The 19,782-nt window shown below is 58.2% G+C and carries 14 protein-coding genes; 3 read left to right on the plus strand and 11 right to left on the minus strand.

What is annotated here, in order from left to right; all coding sequences use genetic code 11:
* Positions 1-204: 204 nt before the first annotated feature.
* Positions 205-1,659 carry a glyceraldehyde-3-phosphate dehydrogenase gene (locus AC13DD_RS10630; protein ID WP_413540232.1) on the minus strand — a complete coding sequence of 485 codons (1,455 nt, stop codon included), beginning with the start codon at positions 1,657-1,659 and terminating at the stop codon, positions 205-207.
* Between the two features lie 235 nt (positions 1,660-1,894).
* Between AC13DD_RS10630 and mfd the strand changes: the two genes are divergently transcribed.
* Both mfd and AC13DD_RS10640 read left to right on the plus strand, forming a co-directional pair.
* Complete coding sequence (gene mfd / locus AC13DD_RS10635) at positions 1,895-5,428, plus strand: transcription-repair coupling factor (RefSeq protein WP_273082614.1); 3,534 nt, start codon at positions 1,895-1,897, stop codon at positions 5,426-5,428.
* 29 nt (positions 5,429-5,457) lie between these two features.
* On the plus strand, positions 5,458-6,285 hold the full coding sequence (locus tag AC13DD_RS10640) for a CsiV family protein (RefSeq protein WP_273072123.1): 828 nt from the start codon (positions 5,458-5,460) through the stop codon (positions 6,283-6,285).
* On the opposite strand, the gene AC13DD_RS10645 is transcribed toward AC13DD_RS10640, so the two are convergent.
* Genes AC13DD_RS10645 through AC13DD_RS10665 form a run of 5 tightly spaced genes read right to left on the minus strand, consistent with a single transcriptional unit; the run spans position 6,260 to position 10,483 of the window.
* Positions 6,260-7,048 carry an S-methyl-5'-thioinosine phosphorylase gene (locus AC13DD_RS10645; RefSeq protein WP_008175084.1) on the minus strand — a complete coding sequence of 263 codons (789 nt, stop codon included), beginning with the start codon at positions 7,046-7,048 and terminating at the stop codon, positions 6,260-6,262. The genes AC13DD_RS10640 and AC13DD_RS10645 overlap by 26 nt on opposite strands.
* On the minus strand, positions 7,045-8,268 hold the full coding sequence (locus AC13DD_RS10650) for a mechanosensitive ion channel family protein (protein WP_482931115.1): 1,224 nt from the start codon (positions 8,266-8,268) through the stop codon (positions 7,045-7,047). The genes AC13DD_RS10645 and AC13DD_RS10650 overlap by 4 nt, the downstream gene beginning before the upstream one ends.
* A 24-nt stretch (positions 8,269-8,292) precedes the next feature.
* Positions 8,293-8,787, minus strand: a complete 495-nt coding sequence (locus AC13DD_RS10655) for a L,D-transpeptidase (RefSeq protein WP_053112429.1) — start codon at positions 8,785-8,787, stop codon at positions 8,293-8,295.
* A gap of 55 nt (positions 8,788-8,842) precedes the next feature.
* Complete coding sequence (locus tag AC13DD_RS10660) at positions 8,843-9,520, minus strand: TetR/AcrR family transcriptional regulator (protein WP_008173132.1); 678 nt, start codon at positions 9,518-9,520, stop codon at positions 8,843-8,845.
* Positions 9,521-9,580: 60 nt separating this feature from the next.
* Positions 9,581-10,483 (minus strand): hypothetical protein, encoded by a 903-nt coding sequence (locus tag AC13DD_RS10665; RefSeq protein ID WP_053112430.1) that lies wholly within the window; start codon positions 10,481-10,483, stop codon positions 9,581-9,583.
* 174 nt (positions 10,484-10,657) lie between these two features.
* On the opposite strand from AC13DD_RS10665, the gene AC13DD_RS10670 reads away from it, so the two are divergent.
* A complete protein-coding gene (locus AC13DD_RS10670; RefSeq protein WP_008173129.1) occupies positions 10,658-11,278 on the plus strand; it encodes a riboflavin synthase in 621 nt (206 codons plus the stop codon).
* A gap of 13 nt (positions 11,279-11,291) precedes the next feature.
* Here AC13DD_RS10670 and AC13DD_RS10675 read toward each other — a convergent pair whose 3' ends face one another.
* The 5 genes from AC13DD_RS10675 to AC13DD_RS10695 form a co-directional block, all read right to left on the minus strand.
* Positions 11,292-12,440, minus strand: coding sequence for a class I SAM-dependent methyltransferase (locus AC13DD_RS10675; protein WP_104270135.1), 1,149 nt, complete (start codon positions 12,438-12,440; stop codon positions 11,292-11,294).
* A 165-nt stretch (positions 12,441-12,605) separates the two neighbouring features.
* Positions 12,606-13,652 (minus strand): class I SAM-dependent methyltransferase, encoded by a 1,047-nt coding sequence (locus tag AC13DD_RS10680; RefSeq protein ID WP_008173127.1) that lies wholly within the window; start codon positions 13,650-13,652, stop codon positions 12,606-12,608.
* Positions 13,653-13,776: 124 nt separating this feature from the next.
* Positions 13,777-13,950 (minus strand): hypothetical protein, encoded by a 174-nt coding sequence (locus tag AC13DD_RS10685; RefSeq protein ID WP_008173126.1) that lies wholly within the window; start codon positions 13,948-13,950, stop codon positions 13,777-13,779.
* Positions 13,951-14,070: 120 nt separating this feature from the next.
* Positions 14,071-14,754 carry a carbonate dehydratase gene (gene can, locus AC13DD_RS10690; RefSeq protein WP_008173125.1) on the minus strand — a complete coding sequence of 228 codons (684 nt, stop codon included), beginning with the start codon at positions 14,752-14,754 and terminating at the stop codon, positions 14,071-14,073.
* A 65-nt stretch (positions 14,755-14,819) separates the two neighbouring features.
* On the minus strand, positions 14,820-19,706 hold the full coding sequence (locus AC13DD_RS10695) for an NAD-glutamate dehydrogenase (protein ID WP_482931116.1): 4,887 nt from the start codon (positions 19,704-19,706) through the stop codon (positions 14,820-14,822).
* Positions 19,707-19,782: the final 76 nt, after the last annotated feature.

Raw genomic sequence — 19,782 nt, forward strand, 5'->3', positions numbered from 1 at the left:
GACACCCTTGCCGTCCGGCTAGTGGTTCCCCTTGCCGGGTCCACAGGGGACTTGCACCCCCAAGTCATCCGGCCAGCACCACCTGTACCGGAACAGCGCCCGTCAAGGCGCTACGCGCCATGCCTGGCGCACAACAAAAAACCCCGACAGCAATCGCTATCGGGGTTCTGAACACCATTACTTCACCAGATCGGCGCGATTCGCTCAGTCTCTCGCACGTTTGGGGAAGATCGGGTAATTTACGCCGGCCATCTGGTTGACCACACGAATCACCTGCGCGCTGTAGCCGAACTCGTTGTCGTACCAAACATACAGGATCAGACGCTTGCCACTGGTGATGGTTGCCTGGGCATCAACGATGCCGGCATGGCGGGAACCGACAAAGTCGGTGGAAACCACTTCCGGAGAGTTCACGAAGTCGATCTGCTTCTGCAGCTCCGAGTGCAGCGCCATATCCCGCAGGTATTCGTTAACACCTTCCACATCAACGTCTTTCTTGAGGTTGAGATTCAGGATCGCCATGGACACGTTCGGCGTTGGCACCCGGATCGCATTACCGGTCAGCTTGCCCTTCAGAACCGGCAGCGCCTTGGAGACAGCCTTGGCGGCCCCCGTCTCGGTAATTACCATGTTCAGGGCGGCGCTGCGCCCGCGGCGGCTGCCCTTGTGGTAGTTATCGATCAGGTTCTGGTCGTTGGTGTAGGAGTGCACCGTCTCCACGTGACCATCTTCGATGCCGTATTCGTCTTCAATCGCCTTCAATACCGGTGTGATGGCATTGGTGGTACAGGAGGCGGCTGACAGGATCCTGTCTTCGTCAGTAATCCAGTCGTTGTTGATACCATAAACGATGTTCTTGATATCGCCCTTACCCGGCGCCGTCAGGATAACGCGGCTGACGCCTTTTGATTTCAGGTGCAGGCCAAGACCGGCTTCATCACGCCACTTACCGGTGTTGTCGATCACGATGGCGTTGTTGATGCCGTAATCCGTGTAATCCACCTTGTCCGGCCCATCAGAGTAGATAACCTTGATATAGTTGCCGTTGGCAATCAGGGCGGATTCCTTCTCATCAACGGTAATGGTGCCATCGAACGGACCGTGCACGGAATCACGGCGAAGCAGACTGGCGCGCTTCTCGAGATCATTTTCCGCACCGCCCTGGCGAACCACAATCGCACGCAGACGCAGGTTGTTGCCACCCCCGGCCTTCTCGATCAGGATACGAGCCAGCAGACGACCAATCCGGCCAAAACCGTACAGAACGACGTCTTTGGTGTCATTGTTGGCATCTTCCTCGGACTGGGCAGCGTACTGCCCCACAACCGGGCCGATTTCACGCTTCAGGAATTCGGTCAGGTCGCCGCCTTCCTCTTTGAACTTGACCGCCAGCTTGCCGATATCCACGTGGGCACGACCGAGTTCAAGTTTGTCCATGGCCTGGAGGATCGGCAGGGTGTCGTGAACAGAAAGCTCGCTGTCTTCAACCTGGCGCACAAATCGGTGGGCACGGATGATATCGATAACCGACTGGTTGATGATGGCGCGGCCGTATACAGAAGTAACCACATTGTTTTTGCGGTAGAGGCGGCCGATCAGCGGAATCATGGCTTCCGCGGTGGATTCTCTTTCTGTCCAGTTGGACAGGTGCTGATTGATCTGTTCGTGACTCACGCTTGGACCTCTGCAATTGGCACTTGGAAATTGGGGCGCACATTATCCAATTTAATCCGGTCGACCGCAAATACGGCGGGCCATGACCTTCGTATAGGTCGCGCCGGCTAATAACGCAAACGCCGACCATGGCGCCGGCGCCATGACAGTGAGGGGCGCGAGCGTTAGAATACGCGCCTCACCGCTCCCGGACATCCACAGCAGGAGAACCTGACCGCCCATGAGCCAAGGTGCCAGCACACGCCCGTCACCCCTCCCCCTGATTGCCCCCGAATTTCCGTCTCGGCCGGCCGATCACCGAACATGGGGTCAACTGCACGGCAGCAGTGAGGCGCTGGCCATCTGCGAAAGTGCGCGCGCGCACAAGGGTCTGACCCTGGTCATTACCCGCAGCACCGCCGATGCCATCCGGCTTGAGCAGGCCATGCGCTTCTTCCTGGGGCTACCCCCGGAAGAAGACGGCCCGGCGGTCAGCGACGACGGGCTGGAACTGCTGTCGCTGCCCGACTGGGAAACCCTGCCCTACGATCTGTTTTCGCCCCACCAGGACATTATTTCCCGGCGAATCCGGACCCTGCACCGCCTGCCCGCAACCAGCCATGGGGTTCTCGTGGTTCCTGCACGCACGCTGATGCACAGGCTGCCGCCAGTAAATTACCTCCAGGGCAACACCCTGCTTCTGGAAGTGGGACAGCCCCTGGATATCAAGAGCTGGCGAATGCAGCTTGAGGCGGCAGGCTACCGGCATGCCGAGAACGTCTACGAGCACGGCGAATACGCGGTCCGGGGCGCCATACTGGACATTTTCCCCATGGGCGCCAGCCAGCCCTATCGGATTGACCTATTCGATGATGAGATCGAAACGCTCCGGACTTTCGACCCCGAGACTCAGCGCTCAATCGACCGGATCGAACGCATCGAACTGCTGCCCGCCTTTGAATTCCCCTGGCACAAAGAGGCGCGCTCCGGATTCCGCAGCCGCTGGTTCGAGCAGTTCCCGGATGCCGACAAAGACACCCCCATCTACCAGGACGTGACTCACGGCATTACCCCGCCGGGCATTGAGTACTACCTGCCGCTGTTCTTCGACGAGACGGCAACCCTGTTTGACTATCTGCCAGGCGCCACTCACGTTTTTACTGCGGACGGACTGAACGATGCGGTCAGCCACTTTGACAGTGAAACCCGCAACCGGTACGAAGATCGTCGTCACGATCGCCTGCGGCCGATTCTGCCGCCCAAGCTCCTCTTCCTGCAGCAGGAAGAGCTGTTCGGACAACTGAAGGCCTTCCCGAGGGTAACCGTCTCCGCGGAGACAAAGGATGCCGCGGGATCAGTTAACTGCCCCACGACAACCTTGCCGGATATCGCCATGGACGGTCGGGCCGCAGACCCTGCCGGTCGCCTCAAGCGGTTTCTGGGAGAGTTCGACGGCCACGTGCTGATATGCGCCGAATCGTCCGGTCGGCGCGAGGCGCTGATGGAGAATCTTGGCGAACAGGGTGTTGAATTGAAAACCCTGTCCGGCTGGCAGGCTTTTCTCGACGATAAGGAAAGCTCGGTCGCCATCACCATTGCCCCGATGGAGCAAGGCCTGGTTCTGCCCGAGCATTCCGTTGCCCTGATCACCGAGACCGCCCTGTTCGGCGAGCGGGTACTACAGCGGCGGCGCCGCGAGAAGCCTACGGAAACGGACGATGCCGGCTTCCGGGATCTGTCCGAATTGCGGATTGGTGCGCCGGTGGTTCATATCGACCACGGTGTTGGCCGTTACCTGGGCCTGGAGACCATCACCGTAGAGGGCGAAGCGAGCGAATTCCTGATGCTTGAGTACGCCGGGGGCTCAAAGCTGTATGTTCCGGTCTCCAGCCTGCACCTGATTTCCCGCTATGCCGGCAATGACACCGAACACGCGCCGCTGCACAAACTCGGGACGGACCGCTGGAGCACAGCGAAACAGAAAGCCCTTGAGAAGATCCGGGACACTGCCGCCGAGCTGCTGGATGTGTACGCCCGCCGGGAGGCGCGCAAAGGCTTCAGCTTCGAGGATCCCAAGGAAGCCTATCGTGCCTTTGCTGCCGGCTTTCCGTTCGAGGAGACACCAGACCAGCAGGTTGCTATCCAGTCGGTGTTCGAGGACATGACCAGCGAGCAGCCCATGGATCGCCTGGTGTGTGGCGATGTCGGTTTCGGGAAAACCGAGGTTGCCATGCGCGCGGCGTTCCTGGCTACTTGGTCGGGCAAGCAGGTGGCGGTTCTGGTCCCCACTACCCTGCTCGCCCAGCAGCATTATGAATCCTTCCGGGACCGTTTCTCGGATACCCCTGTGCAGGTCGAGCTGCTCAGCCGGTTCCGCACGGCTGGCCAGACCAGCAAGGCGTTGGAGGCGGTGGAGAACGGCCGGGCCGACATCGTCATCGGCACCCACAAACTGCTACAGGGCGACATCAAATTCAAGAATCTTGGCCTGGTTATCATCGACGAAGAGCATCGCTTTGGCGTTCAGCAGAAGGAAAGACTGAAAGCACTGCGGGCCGAAGTGGACATGCTCAACCTGACCGCCACCCCGATTCCGCGGACGCTGAACATGGCCATGGGGCATCTGCGGGATCTCTCGATTATCGCCACTCCTCCGGCCCGGCGGCTCTCGGTGAAAACTTTTGTGCGCCAGAAAGACAACGCCATGGTCAAGGAAGCCATACTGCGGGAGATTCTCCGGGGCGGTCAGGTCTACTTCCTCCACAACGACGTGGCCACCATCGAGAAGACGGCAGAGGATCTACGTTCGCTGATTCCGGAAGCGCGGGTGGGCGTCGCCCACGGGCAGATGAGAGAGCGTGATCTGGAAAAGATCATGTCCGACTTCTACCACAAACGCTTCAACGTGCTGGTGTGCACAACCATCATTGAGACCGGCATCGACGTTCCCAGCGCCAACACCATTATTATCGAGCGGGCAGACAAGTTCGGCCTGGCGCAACTGCATCAGCTTCGGGGCCGGGTCGGCCGTTCGCACCACCAGGCCTATGCCTACCTGCTCACGCCACCGCCGAAATCCATCACGGCGGACGCCAAAAAGCGTCTGGATGCGATTTCGGAGGCGCAGGACCTGGGTGCCGGCTTCATGCTGGCCACTCACGACCTGGAAATCCGCGGTGCCGGGGAGTTATTGGGGGAAGAACAGAGCGGGCAGATCGAAAGCATCGGCTTCACCCTTTACATGCAGCTGCTGGACGAGGCCGTCAAGGCCATTCGCGAGGGCCGAACCCCGAATGCCGACCTGCCACTTAGCCACGGCACCGAAATGAACCTGAGAATCCCGGCTCTGATCCCCGAGGATTATCTGCCGGATGTCCATAACCGCCTGATGCTCTACAAACGGATTGCCAGCGTGGACAGCCCGGAAGCATTAAAAGAACTTCAGGTTGAAATGATCGATCGGTTCGGATTATTACCGGATCCGGCCAAAAACCTGATCCGCCAGACCGAGCTTCGATTGCGTGCAGAAGCCCTGGGCATCGTGAAAGTCGATGCCGGCAAGGAGTGGGCGCGGATCGAGTTTGGCAGCTCGACACCGGTGGATCCGCTGGTTCTGGTTAAAAAAGTGCAATCCGCACCTGACCAGTACCGGCTCGAAGGCGCCAACAGCTTCCGTTTTCGGCTGAAGGATGCCACAACCGGTGGTAAACTCGACGGCATTTCCCGGATGCTTGGCGAGCTGGAGCCAGCAAAAAATGACGCGTCCGGCTCATGAACGGCCGACCAACAAGTGGAGTACGACCCTTGCAAATTGATGGAATTCGCTGGTGCCGATACCCGACCCGGGCCATCCTGGCAGCTCTGCTTCTGAGCTTTTCTCTAACAGGCGCCGCACAGCAGCCTGACAGGGCAACCTTGCCTCTTGAGCCCGGCACGCCGGTTCCGGATGACTACTACCGGGCGGAGTTTGTCATTCTTGAGCGGATCGTAGAGCCGGAAGCTGTGAACGAACGGATGTCTGATCGCTCGGTAGAGCCGCCCCTTGAGACCGAAGAGGTTCTCTGGTCATCGCTGGAGAATGGCACCACGGAAACCACACTGGAATTGGCGCCCCGAAAGGATCTCCATCTTGCCAGTGCCGCCGCCAGACTCGAACGCAGTGGCCGTTACCGTGTGCTTGTGGCTGCCGGTTGGTACGAGGCGTTTCCACCAGATTACGAGGGGACACCCTTGCGGGTTGAAGCAGGTGACTGGCTGAATGAGGCTCGCACCCGGGAGGTTGAGGGACACATCACCATCGACCGGCAACGCTATTTGCACGTCAATGTGCATCTGAACCACTGGCAACTGGCAGAAGAGACATCGGAGCCGCCTGTAGAGGCTGCGACCGAGCTCTCTGAAGAAACACCCCCCGCTCCGGACGCATCCGGAGCAAGTGACTCCGCCCCAATGTCAGCAGCAACCGGAGAAACAGCCGGTCAGCAACTACCTGTTCTGGCTGAACCCGCGCCCCTGGAATTGTTGACCTGGATTCGGGAAACCCGCCGGATGCGCAGTGAGGAAATCCACTTCCTCGATTCCCCCACGATCGGCGTGCTGGTGTTTTTCAAGAAGATTGAGGCAACGGAGTAAGCACCCCAAGGCCAGCCATCGAGACTTCGAGGATCCGCTTGACCCCGGACATTCCCTGCTCGATGGCCGCCTCAATTTCTTCCATGGTGATGATATGGTCGGATTTTCCAGCCGCCCAGTTCACCACCAAACCCAGACAGACGTAACGCATTCCAAGTTCCGCCGCCAGCGCGGCTTCCGGCATACCGGTCATTCCTACCAGGTCGCAGCCGTCCCGCTCCATCCGGATGATTTCAGCCGCGGTTTCCAGCCTCGGGCCCTGGGTTGCGCCATACACTCCGAAACCGGAAAACGGGACGTTTTCTGCTCCGGCGGCATCAATCAGGATCTGCCGCGCGCTCTCGTCGTAGGGCCAGGTGAAATCAATGTGGGTCACCGAGTCCAGACTGCCCCCGAAAAAGGTGCTGGCACGCCCCCATGTGTAGTCAATAATCTGGTCGGGAATAACCACATGGGCAGGTCCCATATCTGCATGAATACCGCCCACGGCGTTGACACCAACGACCGTTCGCACACCGGCATCGTAAAGGGCCTTGAGGTTCGCCCGGTAATTCACCTGATGGGGTGGAATACGGTGTGGGTTACCATGGCGCGACAGGAACATCACCGGCTGATCACCCAAGCGCCCCTCTACCAAGGGCGCTGAAGGCATGCCCCAGGGCGTTCCGGCTTTATTCTCGCCGGTGATTTCCAGGCCAGACAATGTGGTCAGGCCTGTACCCCCGATAATCCCGACAGGGTGCATTTTCTCCGGTGACGTCATTCTGACTCTCCTGAATCTTCTACATCTCCGGTGGTCTGGCGATTCTGCGATTTCTGCGCACTTTTCCCGGAGGAGGCTTCCCCACGCTTATCTGCCGAGTCGTCCGATTGCGATCCGGACAGCCGAACCCCTTCGGGCAAGTGCAGAGTCCGGGTCGGGAAGGCGACCTCAGCTCCGTAGCCTTCAATAATATCGCTGATCTTCAGCAGCACATCCTGTTTCACTTCGTGGAATGGAACCCACTGGGTTGTCTTGGTAAAGCAATACACCATGATGTCCAGTGACGAGGCATTGAAGGCCAGGAAATTCACAATCAGGGTCTCATCGCTCTCGATATCCTCATGCTGCTGAAGCATGGCTCTGATATCGTCAACGATCGTTGCCATCTGTGCGACATCCGCATAGCGGATGCCAATGGTCTCGTAGATCCGACGATTGCTCATGCGCGAGGGGTTTTCTACCGCAATGGTGGTAAACGCCGCATTCGGCACGTAAAGAGGACGCTTATCGAAGGTACGGATGGTCGTCAGACGCCAGCCGATATGCTCAACCGTACCCTCGATGTTCCGATCGGGCGATCGCACCCAGTCCCCGACCTTGAAGGGTCGATCCAGGTGGATGATAAAACCGCCGAAAAAGTTCGCCAGCAGGTCCTTGGCGGCAAAACCAACCGCAATACCGCCCACGCCGCCGAAGGCCAGTACCCCCGAAATGCTGTAGCCCATGGACTGCATGGCAATGAGCACGGCCGTAATGAGGACAACGGCCCGGGACAGTTTGCTCACCGCGTTGACGGTGGTGTAGTCCATGGGCTGTTTCATTTTCAGAGGAGATACGAGAATCCCCTCCGCTTCTTTGATCAATCGCAGAATCGCCCAGACCAGTACGAAGATGAAACCAATCTGCAGCACCGACTCATTGGCCTTGAAGATCTCCGCTTCCGAGTATTTGTGAGCCACTTCGGCAGCCCAATAGACCCCCTGCAGCCAGACAAAGGCGACCACCGGCTTGCGAGCCGCATGCAGCAAGGCATCGTCGAACAGGTTTTTGGTCTGGCTGAATTTGCGCTCAAGAGCCGCAATTATATGGCTGGCAATGTAGGCGACCGTGGCCGTTCCAAAAACCAGCGCAAAGACAACAATTCCGACACGCCAGGCTTCAGACAGCAGCCCGAAATTCTCGATCCAGCCATTCACCATGGCCATAACATCCCCGATCATCGGATTCCTCTGGTCTAGACAGTTTTATCGAATAGAAACGGCCGTTCCCGGCCTGACGCGATCAAACAGATCAATAATGTCTGCGTTGCGCATCCGCACGCAGCCATGGGACAACGGCACGCCCATGGGCTCGCTGTCCGGTGTGCCGTGAATGTATATGAAGCGGCGGAAAGTATCGACACCCGGGCCCCTGTTTTTGCCCCACTCGCGACCGCATAGCCAGAGAATCCGGCTCAGTATCCAGTCGCGTTCGGGATGAAGCCGGGCGAGATCCACGCTGTAGGTTTCGCCGGTGGGGCGCCGGGCACGGAATACTGCCCCAACAGGAAGACCGGCGCCAATACTGGCCCGGACATAGTGCTCACCACGCGGAGTGCAGCCACTGCCATCGCTCTCTCCCGGCCCGTTCAGGCCGGTGGAAACCGGATAGGTGGCAACAATCTCTCCGCCTTCGCTTTTCAGCTGCAGGCGCTGAAGGGTCAGGTCAATATCGATTCGAACAGATGCGGGGTGCGTCAAAACCGGCCAGGCTCCCTTGGAGGTTAAGAGGGAAGCCTAACCGAGAGAGAGGAATTCAGGCAACCGAGACCTTGCTGCCAGCTGGCGGGATCAGCATGGCGTCTTCGGCCTGCATGCCGGCTGCCAGGAAAGGCACCAGGCGGGCAGCAATTTCCTGGACGGTGGTTTCCACGCCCAACTTGTTCTGAAGAATATCGCGAAGCGCATCGCTGCTGGACATGGTAAACGCCGTTGCCCCCAGCATGAACTGGATACGCCAGTAGCGATCCACCGAGGAAAGCTGAGGCGTTGCTTCCTTGAGCAGGCGCATGAACCGGCTGAAGGGCTCGCTGTACTCTTGCTCAAGGAACTTGCGCAGATGGCCCTGTGACTGGGTATAGGCAAGCCCAAGCAGGCGCATGAAGATCGAGATACCCTTTTCGTTACGCTGGGGCATACGCACCGCACTCTCGGTAAGCGCCCAGAGCGTCTGATTCAAGGTTGGAGGCTTACCGCTGCACCGCTCTTCCAGCTCATCGAACGCGTTTTCCAGTGTGGCGGAAAACGGTGTCAGAAAGCGCGCAAACACCGCATGAATCAGTGCGTTCTTTGAACCAAAGTGGTAATTGACAGCGGCCAGATTTACTTTAGCCTTACTGGTAATCATTCGGAGCGAGGTTTCCGAAAAACCCCGGTCGGCGAACAGCTCTTCGGCTGCATCGAGAATCCGGTCAACGGTATCAGACTGCGCCATTTTGTTATCAATGCCTCTAGCAAACGTCTGTTTGAAACATACGTTTGAAGCGCATCTGTGTCAAGTTCTCGGCTCAGGCTCTGCGGCGACTTCTTCCCACCCCTGATCAATCGCTTCCTGATTACCCTCGAAAAAGGCTTTCTGAACGCGGCTGTACGCCTTCTCTGCCTCCAGCAGGTAAATCAGGTAAAGGCGCACGTGCTCCCGGCGAGTCAACTGGCGTGCCAGGACCCGGTTCTCCGACAGTCGCAACAGGTGGCCAAAACGCGTGTTCTTCAGCGCAGGGTTAAAATCCGACATCCTGGCACATTGCCAGATAAGGCCATCAGAGCCCTCCAGGTGGGCAACGTGCTGCCTTGCCTCGCGGAGCATCCGCTGCCGGGTCATAAGCAGATCAAGATAGGAAGGTTTTGTTGTGTAGATTCGGCGCACCGCCGGAATCCCGAGCAGCAGGATGATCACAAACGCACCGAAACCGCCGCCTGCAATCCAGGCTGGCACAAACCCGGTCAGCCCACTCAGAAAGATGGCTGCCGCAATCAAGGCACTGAATAACCAGAGGTCTCGGCCCCGACGCGCCTCGGCCATCGTAAAGTTGTCCGGCCAACCGTTCATCGCCAGCAGCTCAAAGTCCATCAGCAGCACCCGGTCGCATTGACGAAGCATCAACCGGAGTTTGCGTTGCCGGGATTCCGCCAGAATCCTCTCGGGCTTGCTGCTACCAGCGTCCCGATGCTGATCACCGCCCGAGGCTTCTTCGGACCCGGTTGCGGTATCCGGCGCCTGATCAACGGGCAGCGTTTCCGCGCCTTTTGCGGCATCCGCACCTGCAGCCGGCTCAGAAGGCTGGCTTCCCGCCTCCACGGGTGCGGGCACAGGATCGGCCGCCCGACCAGGGCGCAGCACGGGGGCCTGCGCCGGACTGTTTGCCCGGGTGGCGGCCTTACTCTGATTTTCAGCCATGGCAGATTGTCCGCATTCAGGGGTTATGAAGGGTATCGACCATGATGCAGGATACTTGAATGTTTACCCCGGTATACCGACATCAGTCGGGCCTTGGCATCAGTCAGCCCGCTCGCTATCCTTGGCGCACCTGCCGGAAAGGCGCCCCATACCACATTGAATGAGGTCAGGCTTATGTTCACAGGCATTGTCCAGGGCATTGCAACCATTGAAGACGTCACCGCAGAGCCCGGGCTCAGCACTTTTGCCATTCGCCTCCCCGCAGAAAAGGCAGATGGCGTTTCCATCGGCGCCTCGGTGGCAATCAACGGAACCTGCCTGACCGTCACACGCCAGGAAGACAGCGTGCTCTATTTCGATGCCATGCAGGAAACCCTGAGACTTACCACGCTGGGTGAGCTGACTACCGGGGACCAGGTGAATTTCGAGCGCGCCGCCCGCATTGGGGATGAAATTGGTGGCCACCTGCTTTCTGGCCATATACATACGGCGGCCAACATTGTCGAAATACGGCGTACGGAAAACAACGTCACGCTATGGTTTGAGGTGCCCGAGGAATGGGCCCGCTACATCTTCCCCAAAGGCTACATCGCCATCAATGGCGCCAGCCTGACTATTGGCGAGGTACGGGGCAACCGGTTCAACATCCATCTGATCCCGGAGACGCTGCGGGCCACAACCTTTGGGTCCTGTGAAGAGGGCCAGCGGGTGAATATTGAAATAGACAGCCAGACCCAGACCATCGTGGATACCCTGGCCCGGCTCGGGTATGACCGCCCGGCGCCAACATTGTAATCTGACAGGTTATTCAGCGGTTGCCAGCCCGAAACACCACGAACTTGGGGCTGGCGTCCAGCTGCTGCACTGACGAAAAGTACCGGCGCAGGCTTCGGTGATAGCCAAGGTGTCGATTTCCTACCAGGAGCAGGCGACCGCCCGGCCTCAGGTGTTGCGACGCCTGCTCGAATAACCGAAGTGCGATGTGATCACCGACCACACCACCCTCGTGGAACGGCGGGTTCAGTAGTATCAGATCAAAGGCTCCCAGATCGGACTCAACACCGTCGCGATGGGAAAAAGCGGCTTTGGCATCCGGAAAGGCTTTTTCAACATTACGACGGGCACTGAGCACAGCCTGGCTTGAAACATCGCTGAAAACCAACTGCAGACCCCGTCGCTCCGACAGCGCCGCCAAGCCCAGTACGCCGTTACCGCAGGCCAGATCAAGCGCCGAATCGCCAGCCCTGGCCGTCGACACCTCGTTGACCACATGTGGCAACATCAGGCGGGTGCCGATATCCAGCTTTTCCCGGGCAAACACCGCCGGCAATGCCTCTATGCCCACATCACCTTTTCGGTCGCCCAATCGGTAACCTTTCCAGGTCGCTGACCAATCCGCGAGAGTCGCAGCGCCCCTGTTACATCGAATCACCCGCGCTTTCTTTCGCGCCGGCAGCACCTGCTCTGTCCGTACAGCTTCGGCGAACACATCAACGCTTCTTGCCGGTAGATGCTTGATCATGCCGCCTGCCAGCAACACGCCGGAATCCGCCATCACGCGATTGAGCCAGCGCAGCAACCAGGCCAGATAGTCGGCCTGGCGGGGTATTCTCAATACCACCAGGTCAAACGGGCCCTCGGGCGCATTAATCCAGCTGAAAACAGATTCAGGTGGCGTGACTTCCGGATTCAAAGAAGCATTATGTGCCAGGGCAGCGGGCAACACAGCACTGTCGGCCACCACGGTCGGAGAGAGCGCTGCCAGCCCCAGTGAAAGAGCCCCGAACTGATCATCCACCACCAGAACACGGGGCTCACCCAGGGCTGCCGCCGCGCAAATGGCTTCCTCAAGCAGAAGCTCGTCCGCCGCATCCCATGCCCTCAGCGTCGGATCACCAGTGCCTGGCCGGGCAAGAATCAGTGAGCCTCCGGAGAAATCAAGTTGGGCGGTTGTCATTTCGGGCATGCTGGAGGCCTTTTGTCACAAAAGCGCCATTCTAGGCTGTTTATTCTAGAAATTAACCCTAACGTGGAAGGTGTTCACGCTGAACATCCCTTTTCCGGTTGGCTCCGTTGTTCTGGACGCGAACCTCTTGCCCCTCACCCCAGGGGCTTTTTTCGTTCAGGAACGTCGAAAAGCGCGATAAACGGTAAAACGCTGATTCTCCCGCAATCGTTCAACCGGGCCGATACAGCGCTTCATCAATGGCTCGTAGGGCAGAAAACTGTTCGCCACCAGGCGCACCTCACCACCCGGCGCCAGATGGCGCACTACCTCCCGAAGAAAACGCTCAGTCATCGACAGGTCTGTTCTGACACCAGAGTGAAAGGGTGGATTACTGAGAATAACGGGCCATGAACCCTCGATGCCCGGAAGGCCGTCCGAAGCCATGATCCGCCCGGAAACGCCATTGCGCTCATAGGTGGCCCTTGCACAGATAACGGCCTGGGACTGAACATCAATCCCGTCGATCGTCAGCCGGGGAAGGTCCTGCCGCTCTTGCCAGCGATGGAGCCAGGCACCGAGGACACCCGCACCACAGGCAAAATCCAGAACCGGGCCAGACCGCAGAGGCGCCCTGTCCAGCGTTTCCATCAGCAAGCGGGTACCGTCGTCCAGCTCACCAAGACTGAAAATACCGGGCAGTCCGGCAACATCCAGATGAACCGACTGGCAGTCAATCCCGGTCCAGGTCATCCACTCCCGAAGCGAGAATTCTGGAAGAGGTTCGATATTCTCAGCACACCAGACCTGGCAATGCCGGGCGCTATCGGTCTTGGTAGCCTGCGGCGCCACGGCCTTGAGTTGTTTCACGGCCCCGGCAATGCCTTCTTTCTTCTCACCTACCAGCACCAGTCGAGCGCGGGGTGCTGCCAGCCAGCGTGCCAGGGCAAGACGCAGGTCAAGCTCCGCCCGGGCCTTGGGAAGAAAAACCACGAGTGTGTCAAAGGTATCGGCAGCCAGAGCAGGATCGTCGTAGCCAAAACAGATCTGCCAGCCGTCGCGCCCGCTGAGTGAGGCACACACACCGGCATGCTCACTCATTGCCATACCGCCAGCGGGCAAATCCGTCAGCAGCTCACCAGCGGATACGCCCAAAAGGGCCAGCCTCCCCTGCACAAGGTGGCGGTTTCGCAACAGGACTTCATGGGAATTGGGCAATGACATTGATGGGCTTATCCCGAGTGGGTAGTTCAAAGACGGGATATGCTAACCGGAATGAGCCCTCGCGTCTCCCTTGAAAGACGGAGACCGGAGGGCCTTCAGAGAGGAAATACCATCAAATCTTCAATCACTTGTAACGGGCAACCGTTCCAACCCTCAGGGCGTCCTCCGGTGACATACCCCAGTCCTCAGCCTGACCGGCATCAGACGATTTCCGCCCCCGACCCCGTGACTCCGCGCTGGCCGTGGCATCTTTCCTCTGGTTCAGAACTGTCAGGGCTTTTTGCATCAATTCTTTCATGGTCACACTCCTCGCTTACTGCAGTATCTACTCTAGCAAAGCAGGAGGTGACCAACTGTGATGACGCCGAGGGTCAGGAAGTGACGCCCTTCACGAATTTTTGACGCAATTTTACATTCTTCACTGCATGATTTTCTGGCGTCCAGAGCGTACCGGCCTCTGAACCAGCTCATCGATGCTGTTCTGCCGTACCCGCTCACGATCTTCCTCGCAGGCTACCGACAACCCCATATCCCGCAGAACCCCATCCGAGACATCGTAGACAAAGCCATGAACCGTGAGCGGCTGACCCCGCCGCCAGGCTTCCTGAACAATGCTGTTCTGGCAAACATGCCCCACCTGCTCAACCACGTTGAGTTCGCACAGACGGTCGACCCGATCCTGAACGCCCGGCAGGGCATCGAGTACTTGCTGATGCCGGTCACGGACATCCTGAACGTGTCGAAGCCAGTTGCTGATCAGTCCAAATCCTTCATTGAGCAATGCCGCCCTGACGCCGCCACAGCCATAGTGGCCAACCACCAGGACATGTTTGACCTTCAATACTTCGATGGCGAACTGCAGTACCGACAGACAGTTAAAATCCGTGTGGACAACCACGTTGGCCACGTTCCGGTGAACAAAAAGCTCCCCCGGCAGAAGATCGACGATCTGGTTGGCGGGCACGCGGCTGTCTGCGCAACCAATCCACAGGTATTCCGGTGCCTGCTGATTCGACAGGCGGGTAAAAAACTGCGGATCCTGGGCCTTGATACCGTCTGCCCAGGCCCGGTTTTTTTCCAGAAGATGGTCAAGCTGACCCATTATCCCACTCCGTTTGATGATTCCCGTCCGGCGATTGAACGGGAATACGCATCCCAAAGCAATACTCAGTTGGTCTGCACTTCCACCTCCGCATGAGGCTGATGCATGGTGCTCTGGGCCAGATCCAGCAACTCACGCAGGGCCACAGAGAACATGGCGTACTCCGGCTCCCGCACACCCTTGAGCTCGGAAAGCATGGATTTCCAGCGGTCGATCATCTGCTGATGGCGGGACAGCCACGCCTCCACGCAGGCCGGCACGTCTTCCGGCTTGTCTGCCAGCTTCAAGACACCGGTGGTTAGCGCCCGCTGCTGCCAGTCGAGATCTTCCCGGAAACTTTCCCGGGCCAGGGCCTGCCAGTGTGAGCCGGGCTGCAGCGATGCAATGGCGCTCGCGAACCAGTTCAGATCCAGGCGGTCACCCAGCTCATAGTAGAGATTGGCCACCGTCTTCAGTGGCATGCCAGAGGCTTCGTGGGCCTCGATGATACCCAGAGACGAGTACAGGTGGCCGGTACCCGAAACCACGGACGCCAGCTCTGATGGCAGCCCGGCATCCACCAGAGCCTGATGCCGTTTCTCCCAGGTGGTTTTCGCCTGATCACCAAGATACTCGGGCAGCCCCGCTGTAATCGCCCAGACGCTGTCGGCAAAGCGCTCCATGTGGTGCTGAATGCTCAGCTCCGCCCGACGGTTGCGTAACAGCCAGCGCACCGAACGGCGCATCAGGCGCATCAGGTCCTGCATCAGCTCCATCTGTAGCTGGGCTGAGACATGGAAATCCAGGGCTTCAATCCTGTCCCACCAGTTATCAATGCGGAACACGTCACGGGCGATAATCCAGGCCAGAGCAATAGAGGCGGCATCGGCCCCCGTAGACTGGTTCAAACGCTCCACAAAGGTAATCCCCATGCGGTTGACCATGTCATTGGCAATCTGTGTCGCGATGATTTCACGCCGCAGCTGATGCTCTCCCAGCTCCTTCGAGAATTTCTGGGTCAGATCCCTGGGAAACACCTTGTACATTTCACCGGCCAGCAGGGGATCGTCAGGCAGGGTGCTGTCGATCAAGGTCTGCTTCAGGTCGCCCTTCACATAGGAAATGAGAACCGACAGTTCCGGCCGGGTCAGCCCTTTCTTGTCCAGCTTGCGCTCGGACAGGGTCTCGTCATCGGGCAGGAACTCCAGGGCACGGTTGAGCTTGCCCTCGCTCTCAAAGGTATTCATCAGCCGGCGATACTCTTCCAGCCGGGTCGCTGCATCCTCGCTGGCAATACTGATGGCCTGGGTCTGCCGGTAGTTGTTCTTGAGCACCAACTCCGCGACGTCATCGGTCATCTCCTCAAGCATGATGTTGCGCTGCTTGTTAGTGAGATCACCCATGGCAACGGCCCGGTTGAGCAGGATCTTCATGTTGACCTCGTGGTCAGAACAATCCACACCGCCGGAGTTGTCGATAAAGTCCGTGTTCAGGCGTCCGCCCTTGAGCGCAAATTCAATGCGACCGAGCTGGGTAAGCCCAAGGTTGCCGCCCTCACCGACCACCTTGCAGCGAAGATCCGAACCGTTGATCCGCAGACCGTCGTTGGCCTTGTCGCCCACATCACTGTGGGATTCACTGGCGGCCTTCACATAGGTGCCAATGCCACCGACCCAGAGCAGGTCGACCTGGGCCTTGAGGATGTGCGAGATCAGCATGTTTGGTGGCACCCGATCCGATTTGATACCCAGCAGTTTCTTCATTTCCGGGCTGACCGGGATAGATTTTGAATTCCGGCTGAAAACCCCGCCTCCCTTGGAAATCAGCTTGCTGTCGTAATCGGTCCAGGCGGATCGCGGAAGTCCGAACAGACGCATCCGTTCCTTGTAGCTCTTCTCCGGATCCGGTGAAGGGTCGACAAAGATATGCACGTGGTTGAAAGCAGCGACCAGCTTGGTCTTCTCTGAGCACAACATGCCATTGCCGAAGACATCACCACCCATGTCGCCAATGCCGATGGCGGTGAACTCGTCCAGCCCGGGGTTGATGCCCATTTCCCGGAAATGCCGCTCTACAGAGACCCAGGCACCCCGGGCCGTGATGCCCATTTTCTTGTGGTCGTAACCATTACTTCCGCCGGAGGCGAAGGCATCGCCCATCCAGAAACCGTATTCCGAGGCCAGACCATTGGCGATGTCCGAGAAGGTTGCCGTACCCTTGTCAGCCGCCACAACCAGGTAATGGTCGTCGTCGTCATGACGGATCACCCGTTCCGGCGGCGCAATGCCGGCATCCACCAGATTGTCGGTGATATCCAGCAACCCCCGGATAAATGTCTTATAGGCTTCGATGCCCTCGGCCTGGAAAGCCTCCCTGTCCGACGGATCCGGCAGGCGCTTGGCCACAAAGCCACCTTTGGCGCCAACCGGCACGATAACCGCATTCTTGACCTGCTGAGCCTTGACCAGCCCAAGAATCTCGGTGCGGTAATCCTCAAACCGGTCTGACCAGCGCAAGCCGCCGCGGGCGACCTTGCCACCCCGCAGGTGTACGCCTTCGACGCGCGGCGAGTACACGAAAATCTCGAACATCGGCATGGGCAATGGCATGTCCGGAATCCGGGATGGATCAAATTTCACGCTGATGTAGGGCTTGGGACCACCGGACTCGCCATGCTGGTAGTAGTTGGTACGCAGTGTCGCCTGGATCAATTCCAGGTAGAGCCGAAGCACCCGGTCTTCACTGAGGTTCTCCACATTTTCGAGGCCGGCATTGAATTCGATTTCCAGTTTCTGCTGGGCCGCCTGGCTCTTCCCGGGGCTCTGGTAAGGCTCCGGATTGAAACGTATTTCGAAAAATTCCAGCAACAGGCGGGTCAGTTCAACGTGGTTCACCAGCGTGTTGGAGATAAAGGTCTGACTGTTGGAAAAGCGTATCTGGCGCATATACCGGGCGTAGGTCCGCAACAGCGCGATTTCCCGCCAGCTCATGTAGGAAGAGAGCAGCATCCGGTTGAAGGCGTCGTTTTCCGCTTCTCCGTACCACACCCGGCGGAACAGCTCCTCAAAGATCGGACGGATACGATGAATATCGACAACAGTCCCCTGGTGAGCCTGGAGCGTGAAGTCGTGAATCCACACCGTTTTGTTGTGCCGGTCGATGACCTCGAAGGGATGTTCGCCGATAACCCGGAAGCCGAGGTTGTCGAAGATCGGCATCACATCGGAAAGCGGCAACGGTTCGTCCGGGTAGAAAAGCTTGAAATGCAGCGTGCTCTCGTCTTCTTCCAGAGCCCGGTAGAAGCTCATGGCAAGGTCATGATTGTTCGCCGATGAAGCGATATGCTCCAGGTCGATCGCCGCTCGCCTGGGCGAGAACATATCGGTGTAGCTGGCCGGAAAACCGCCCGCCCACAAGCGATAGAGCTCATTGCCCTGCTCTTCGCCCCAGGCCTCACTCAGGGCTTCAGACAACCCATCACGCCAGGACTGGGCAAGCTCGATAACCTTTTCCCGGATCTCCGCCGTGGGCAGTTGGCGGTTCTCGACCTGGGGTACCCGGATGGTGAACTGGACCCGCGCAAGGACCGACTCGGAAAAGTGGGTGACAAACTCGACGTCTTCCGCTCCCAACCGGTCAACCAGCACCTGCTCGACTTTCAGCCGTAGTTCGGTGTTGTAGATGTCCCTCGGAAAGAACGCCAGACAGGTAACGAACTGCCCATAAACGTCTTCCCGCAGGAACAATTCGATCCGGCGACGCTCCTGGATGTACAGGATACTTTTGGCCACCTTGAGCAGTTCATCCTGCTCGATCTGGAACAGTTCGTCCCGGGGATAAACTGTCAGGATCTGTTCGAGTTCTTTACCGGCGTAGTCGTCACGCAGAAAACCGGACCGTTTCATCACGCTCTGGAATTTACGGCGCAGCAGGGGAATCTCGTCCGGCCGCTCGTTATAGACGCGGGCAGTGTAAAGGCCCAGGAACCGCCGCTCACCGACTACCTCGCCTTTGCTGTTGAATTTCTTGACTGCGATGTAGTCCGGGTAGGCGGGCCGGTGCACCCGCGAGCGCTGGGCCGATTTGGCGAAGATGAAAATATCATCGCTTCGGGTCATCTCGTGGCGCGTGCGCTGCGGCAGTTCGTTCAGGCGAACCCGGTCCGGGCGCTCGTTATTGACCCGGAGGATACCCAGTTCGGAATTCTCTACCCGACGCACCACCATGCCACTCTTGTCCTTGGCAAAGTCGTACTCATCGTAGCCAAGGAACGTAAAATGGTCCCGGGCGAGCCATTCCAGAAACGCCCTGGCCTCTTCTTTCTGCTCCTCGTTAATGCCCGCCGTAGTGTTGTCCAGCTCACCAAGAATCTCGTTCACTTTCTCGGTAACTACCGGGAAGTCGCTGACAGCGATCCGCACCTCATGGAGCACGTTCTGCAGGGTATCTTCCAGATCACGGAGATCCTCGGGATTACTGTGCCGATCAATCTCGAGAACAATGAACGCCTCGTAGTCCGAACCGGAGGCTTTCTTTTTAGACGTGTGCAGCTTCTCGAGTTTGCCATTCTGGTCGCGGTTCACCTGCAGGATCGAGTGTTGGATAGAATGGGTACCGATCTCCCGGTGGTTGATCGCAATGCGCAGGGAATCGATCAGAAACGGAATGTTCGGATGCAGGATAAAAACAACGGTGTGGGTCGATTGCCAACCGTCACTCTCCAGGTCGGGGTTGAAAACAGCAACCGGAGTTTCCTCGGCAGACCGCTTCTGCAGAAACTGCCAGGCGGCCAGAACGGCGCCATAGGTATCCGCAAATCGTCGACTGACCAGCTCTTCAAGGGGAATATGAGCATAATGCTGCTTGGCAAATTCGCTGATTTTCTTGGCTTCGGTTTTGGAAATCTTCTTAGCGAAAGCGTCAGCCAACTGTTCAAAGAATTGATCCTTGCTGGCCACTGTCAGCGCATTCATGGTCGACCTCAGTTAGTGTGAAATAAACGTAATCGGCGTATCGTCACATAAGCATAGTCAAACCCTTGATTTTTGC

This window comes from Marinobacter sp. L-13, assembly GCF_056857715.1.